The 6,695-nt window shown below is 41.5% G+C and carries 7 protein-coding genes; 6 read left to right on the top strand and 1 reads right to left on the bottom strand.

Annotation, left to right across the window (positions count from 1 at the left end):
- Positions 1–514 precede the first annotated feature (514 nt).
- The gene (locus tag ACED53_RS22500) at positions 515–769 is read right to left on the bottom strand and encodes a hypothetical protein (RefSeq protein WP_241816701.1); all 255 of its coding nucleotides are present in this window, start codon (positions 767–769) and stop codon (positions 515–517) included.
- Positions 770–936: 167 nt separating this feature from the next.
- Here ACED53_RS22500 and ACED53_RS22495 point away from each other — a divergent pair, with 167 nt between their 5' ends.
- The 6 genes from ACED53_RS22495 (at position 937) to ACED53_RS22470 (ending at position 6,573) form a co-directional block, all read left to right on the top strand.
- On the top strand, positions 937–1,311 hold the full coding sequence (locus ACED53_RS22495) for a hypothetical protein (RefSeq protein WP_017099696.1): 375 nt from the start codon (positions 937–939) through the stop codon (positions 1,309–1,311).
- Between the two features lie 73 nt (positions 1,312–1,384).
- Positions 1,385–1,585, top strand: coding sequence for a hypothetical protein (locus ACED53_RS22490; protein ID WP_017099697.1), 201 nt, complete (start codon positions 1,385–1,387; stop codon positions 1,583–1,585).
- Positions 1,586–2,217: 632 nt separating this feature from the next.
- Positions 2,218–2,679, top strand: coding sequence for a hypothetical protein (locus ACED53_RS22485; RefSeq protein ID WP_017099698.1), 462 nt, complete (start codon positions 2,218–2,220; stop codon positions 2,677–2,679).
- A gap of 19 nt (positions 2,680–2,698) precedes the next feature.
- Positions 2,699–2,971, top strand: a complete 273-nt coding sequence (locus ACED53_RS22480; protein ID WP_017099699.1) for a hypothetical protein — start codon at positions 2,699–2,701, stop codon at positions 2,969–2,971.
- A 194-nt stretch (positions 2,972–3,165) separates the two neighbouring features.
- The gene (locus tag ACED53_RS22475) at positions 3,166–6,063 is read left to right on the top strand and encodes a DNA polymerase (protein WP_017099700.1); all 2,898 of its coding nucleotides are present in this window, start codon (positions 3,166–3,168) and stop codon (positions 6,061–6,063) included.
- A gap of 366 nt (positions 6,064–6,429) precedes the next feature.
- Positions 6,430–6,573 carry a hypothetical protein gene (locus tag ACED53_RS22470; protein WP_017099702.1) on the top strand — a complete coding sequence of 48 codons (144 nt, stop codon included), beginning with the start codon at positions 6,430–6,432 and terminating at the stop codon, positions 6,571–6,573.
- Positions 6,574–6,695: the final 122 nt, after the last annotated feature.

Raw genomic sequence — 6,695 nt, 5'->3', positions numbered from 1 at the left:
GGTTTTACTTTTGGCGAAGCAAATTATAACTCTTTACCATGCTGTTCAAAAAACACTCACGAAAGATCAACACGCCCTAATAAATATGTCATTAATAGTACCCAGCCCGGTGGCAGGTTATTATTCTGTTTAGTTACGTTTGACTAAAAATAGCATCGTTTTGAGTCTTCCCTTAACTGGTATCGGTTCGAAGCTTGGTAAAACACCCCAGTACCCATACCTAACATAGAAAGCTTAAAAACCGGTGCATAGTTGTTTCTTTATGACATGGAGCGACTACAACAGAGAACAGAAACAACATTATGTATTGGTGGTCGCATTTCATCTCAACGAACCATCAACAAACCCAACAACGTACTTCAATTCGCTCAGTGTCTTTTACTTGGTTGAGTCCAGATACGCTTGGAGCTCTTGCTTCAACAAGTAACGTATCCAATCAGGTGAGAGCACCTCTGCATGAGGTAGCCACGTTTTAAGTTGGCGTAGTAACTCTGGAATGTTCTTGGTTTGGTGATTAATGAACACATCCCCCTGAACTTAACTCTTTCAACACTCTGAACTTATCGGCATTACCTTCATTTAAGAATGCTTCTACCCCCTTAACGCTCATCTGTATAACCACTTCAACGGGATTGAGTCGTTCATCCTCATATCCACAACCAGTCAGTTTCTGCTCAACGCTAGGGTCAGGAGAATATTTATCTTCGTAACGCACTAACTCACGAATCTTAGCCACTCTTAGAGACTCTAGGCGGTTTCTTGCGAGCACATTCACGTCTCACTAATCGAACTCCTTCGGTCTAGTTAATTAATCGATATCTCATTTTCTTATGCGCGGTATCACCGTAACCATTTACGCAATTGATTCACTTTTTAATCTCACGATCCGTTCGAGTAGCTGACCGTGAATTCATCAATCCATTTAGGAAAATAAACATGAAAAAATTAGTAGTAACAACACTTTTAGTAACGAGTTTTGGTGCATCGGCAGGGCTGTTTTGCTCTGATCTGGATGACGCAATAGATACCGTTCGAGAAGGTAGTCCAGATGGTTGCCAGTATGCTTTTGGCGAGATGATTGACTCTGCATTCACTGATAAATCATGGAAGGCAGATAAAACTAAATCAGGTCGAATCTTCGTTGATATTGAAGGTGATGTGAACTTCAGTAATCAAGAGCAAAAAGCCTTTATGCAATTCGAAGTCGATGGTGATGAGTTCTGGCTCAATACGCTGAAACTGAACAATCGATACCAAAGTCAGATGATGACTCGTAGCTTTGCTAATCATTTATGCGATTCGGTTAAGTAAGCTCAATCAATTCATGTCATTTAGGCGAGGCGTTGTCCTCGCCTTTTTTATATCTAAAGGAAGGGTAACTATTATGGCGAAAACACATTTTCATTCGGAGCCGCAACAACGCTGGTTTAAGCCGAGCTTAACCACGGGAATTAAAGGTGCACAGTATGCGTCATTGCTTGGCAGTCGTGTTGCCGGGGCGAGGGGGATGGTAGCGTTTGGTGCGCTTGGATTTCTGGCGGGAGCTGTCATCGGTGGAGTGATTGAGGAGACAGATGTTATCTGATTATTTAAGAAGTGGAGATTACTCTGCTTCTTCTTTTTTCTTACGTTGATGATTTAGAGTTCGTATTGACGACGGCTTCGATCTGTCGAGTTTAGTTGACATTAGAGATAAATCTCACAACCAGTGTTAGCAATGTAGAAGTGTTGCTGATGTTCGTTTCTTTATCTAGTCACGATGATTCACTTTGTCATTGCTGTGCTCATTCTGTTCTAAATTCAGCACTGTCCCATTGCACTAAAAACAATGTTTGAAATTTAGTGTAGTAGGGTTGGGTTTTGTTGCTTCTAAGTAGTACAGCTTTACTTTGTTCAGACATATCCAGTCTATAAGAAGAGATTTATTGATCAACATTTGTTCGATCAAACAAGAAAGAAAAAAATTATTTTAACGAGTGGCATCTTGATTATTCATTCATAAAGACTTCGTATGTTTTTTGTTCGAAGAAGTTTTACGCCAAGAAGAGGGCGCAAACCGTCGTGATTAAAATTTGCTTATTCACTTTCTTGGTTTTTTTAGTCATTGTTGATGTTTTTAGTTGTTTTAAATCAATTGGTTATATCTTTTTGTGGTGTTGATTATATATTTTTGAAGGGTATGCTAAACGTTCTTTAAACACCCGAGAGGACTACAAAATGGCTCGTAAGACACAGAAAAAAGGTTTCATCCAGACACTAGATGGCAACACACTAGCTATGAAATTAATTGCCTCAATTATTCGATTAGAAGACTTAATTATTTTTCTCGAAGGTAAAGGACGACAAGTTTCCTACGCAAAGCTTTCAGATAAAGAGGGTAGAACTGTTGCCGATGCTGATGCTTGTACTGATGAGGTGATCAACTCAGATAGCTTTATCAACCTAGGCAAAGGTAATCACGTTCGTTGTTCTACTATCGAGGCGGTCGAGACTTGTAATGGTCGAGATCATAACGGCATTCTGATTCGTGGTGAGGGTGATGCGATATTGAGCTTCCTGCCTATCTCCCAATTAGAAGCCCGTGAGAAGGTCGCTGACGCGTTACATGATGCGCTGGTTTCTTATGAAGCTGGTAAGTTTGTACAACCTGATCTAACTAAAATCCTATTCACTCACTAATCGTACGAAGGTAAATGATATGAACACTCTGAAACTGAAAGACTTAATCGAAATGATCAAAAAATGTGGTCAAGATTGTCCGCAGGGTAACCGCAGAACAATGGGAGGACTACTCGCTCACTGTATCGAGAGTTGCGAAGATGAACATGGAACAATGCAACAATCTGCTTATTTAATGAAGTATGTGCGTACCTGTATGAATAATAACGTTGAAAAGAAAGGTGTCGATAGCATTGGCTATTTGCAACTAATCAAGTTTGTTAAGTCATGGGCTCGTACAGCGAAGTTTTAGTAAGAATAATATCGCTGTAATACGGTCTAGCAAACCACTGCCTTCGTGCGCACCATTCTATACCAGCCTTTTCTAAACTAGTCTCATCTCCGAGCGCCTCTTTATTACCAATCTTTCTATATCTGATAACCGACGAAGTATGTCCGGTCATGGATGTACTTCGTCTTTTTATTTTAACGAATGGATAAATAAAGATGAAAACGTTAGAAACTACCCCAAAAACAACCTATCAATTGATGCGCGAAACCGAGCACGAATTAGAAGACTTCCTGCAGTCCACATTCTTCGATACCAAATCATTGCTTTTGGATGATCAAGTTAGCAAGTTCGAAGCTGAGCTGCGAGGACGTGAGGAAGCTAAAAAGGAAATAGATAAACGTATTAATCGATACTTAGAGGGGATTAAATCTGCTCCATGGGCGGCAATGCGTGGTAAGGGTAAAGCTATCCATATATCGATAGACTCTGAGTGGGTCTTTAACCATGAGACGGGTAAGAACGATATTCTTTGCTACTCCTACAGTGTTCGCATTGGTGATAAGTCGTTTAGCGGCGTGAAACATACCGACATGGCGAAACTGATTAAGCAGTGTCGTGATCAAGGTCTGTCGAAAGAAGATGAAATGGATAAGCGTAAGCAGCTTACCAAGAAAGGTTACAAGATCGGCTTTGACAAATTCATCCAAGAATTACTGATAAAAGCTAAAGCACGTGGTTTCATCGAAGAATGGCCTGAGCAGACTTTTATCTATGCTCATTTTCTTCGTGCCGATATTGCTTCTTTCGAGGAGTTTTGGAACATCGGTAAAAATAACAAGAACCATAAAAACTCGCTAACAGTCGTTCAAGGTACAGTAACCTCTGGTCGCGGTGCTTACGGTATCGCTCTGGACTCCATCGGGCGCAGTAAATACAAAATAGAAAACACCAAGTTCAACTCTTCATCGAACAACGCTTTTGAAACTAAGCTTCGCTTCATCGATACAACTTTGTTGAGTAGCAAGGCATCACTTGAGGAGCTAGGATTGCAGTGCGGTTTCCCCAAAATGACGCTACCAGACAACATGATAGAGCGAATGGATGACCTGTATTGTAAGGATACTAGTCTGTTTAATCGGTATGCGGTTCGCGATGCGGATATTGCCTTGGAATATGGTTTACGGATGCAGAAGTTCGCATTGGTTGACCTTCGTGAAGATATTGGTCTGGAGCTGAATAGCTTGCCTTCGACATTAGGCAATCTTGGTGTGTCGTTGTTCCGACATACGTGTGGTAGTACAGCCGCAATGCATGACTTTTTAGGATATGAGACTCGTAAAAAGCAGTATTATCATGCAAAAAGTAATGCTATTCGCAACACATACGATATATCGAAAACGGTTAGTCGAGAGTACACCGATAACCTTGCCGTTTCAGCCTTGTTTGGTGGTTGTAATTTCGGAGCTTACTTTGGGGTATCTGAAAAAGGTGACTATTTTGATTATGATTTGAGTGGTGCGTACACGACCAGCTTAGTAAATTCCAAAAAAGCCGATTACCCTAATACCTTCGAATCTAAGAATATTGAAGACTATCTAGGTGATACCATGGGCTTTGCGTATGTTCGCTTTAAACACCCAGACGGTATCCTATTTCCTGTCATGCCTTGTCGAACCGATCTTCGTGGCATTTATTATCCGATGGAAGGGGAAACTTATGTAACGTCGCCAGAGCTTCAACTGGCACATGATATTGGGTGTGAAATTGAGATCTTGCATGGAATGGTAATCCCTTGGGTTGAAGGTTCTACATCTATGTATAAGGACTTCACTACTATCATTCGTAAGCAACGTTCCAAGTACAAAAAAGAAGGGAATGAGCTGTACAGCGGGCTATGGAAGTTGGTAGGCAACTCACTTTATGGCAAAACACTCCAGGGAACCTCCAGCCACACTAAAGGGTTCGATCTTGCTACAGGATTGAGTAAGAACATCCCATATTCACCAGTGACTAACGCGCACTACGGGGCTTATTGTACGTCTTATGTTCGCGCTACCATGCTTGAGGTTATCGGCAAGCTTTGCGAGCGTTACGGCGATGACATTAAGATAATCTCAGCCACAACAGACGGCTGGCTTTGTAATGCCACACAAGAGCAACTAGAGCAATGTTTAGATGGTCCATTAGCACGCCGGTTCCAGCAAATCTGCACTGAAGTTAGTGGCGAAGACATGATGCAACTAAAGCACCATGCTAAACAGATTATCTCTATGAAGACTCGTGGGCAATTGACTGCTGAATTAGGTGATACAAAACCGGTATGTGCTAAAGCAGGGGTAAAAGCACCGAAAGGCGTTGATGAAAATGAGTGGATGGTTGAGCTGTTCTTAGATCGTTATCCCGGTCAGAAAGTTGCGCGTAAACACTTAGTATCAGCACGTGACCAATGGCTAAAAGAACTCGACCTTATTTCTATCCACACTGAACAGACACTTAACCTCGAATATGACTTCAAGCGTCGTCCTGTCAATCCTCGTATGGTGGAAGTTCGTCACCCTAAAAGCGGTGAAATGATAGAGCATTTATCGTTCGATACGGTTCCATGGAATACCGTTGATGAGGGTTTAGATGCTCGTACTTACTTCGACGAGTGGCGTGTAAACAACTGCCTTAAGACAATGGAAGATTGGGACAATTGGATGGACTTCTACAAGGTTCGTAGTTATCTCAAGGGAACTGGTGTTAAATACCTAGAAGATGGCTCAGAGGGCATTTTCAAGGTACAGATGTTACGATCTATCACTCAAGGTAAATGGGGGCTACCAGAGGATCCAAAACGCGCTCCACGAGGTCATTACGATAAGATGGTCGCTACGTTTGAAGCTGACGGTATTGAAGGTATCACTAAACAAGATTTAGCGAACTCGAAGGGACGTAAGCTACTGGAATCTAAACTGCCTGTAACGCCACGTATGTTGCCACTCCTATCATGGTTAGTGCGTAAATACCCAATGGCCGATATGACATTGATTTTCCATCCTATCGAGGTTGAAGAAGCAGTTTCCATGCTAGAAGAGTACAACCGAGAACATACTGAAAAACTAGCAGCGTAGTATCGCGTAACACTTACAGAGCCAGATTCTGAAAGGGGTCTGGCTTTCTATTTCAGAACTAGTGGTAGCAGTGAGTGGAACGATTGCTCTCATTCTCTGCTGCTGTAGTGGAGATATCGTTCCCGTGATGGTTCTACTAATGCTGGTGAACAATTGCAGCAATGTTCCTATTGCTATAACTGGTTCTGAAATTGATGATGTTGCACTAGATATATGGTTAGAACTGAAAAAGAATTGAGTCAGTTTTAGACTATGCTAACTCATTTTTGCCCCATTATTGGTTTCGCTAAAAAGTCCACAATCACAGTCGATCAGTTTTTGACCTAATAGAACTAATCTGAAACCCAAACTCATAAAGAACGAAAAATGGGTATCAGAGTGCAGTTCTTAGTTCAAAGAAACTCGATGATTTTTGCTCTACAAACCGCTCTTAAAACGTCAAAAACTTACAAAGCGTTATGGAAGTACCGCCTTGTTCAAGTGTCTCAAATCTTCGCTAAGAGCGTTTGAGGCGGTCTGAGGCTGTTTCTGATAGCAAACTCACACATTTACCATAATAGGAATAATCGACACCGACAGTGTAGGCGCAAAGTTGTAATGTCACTTTTTAGCAAAGTTAAAATGTCTCTTTT

The sequence above is a fragment of the Vibrio sp. 1F169 genome, assembly GCF_041439605.1.
In the GTDB taxonomy this organism is placed as follows: Bacteria; Pseudomonadota; Gammaproteobacteria; order Enterobacterales; family Vibrionaceae; genus Vibrio; species Vibrio tasmaniensis_A.
This window is presented reverse-complemented; position numbering and strand designations above follow the sequence as displayed.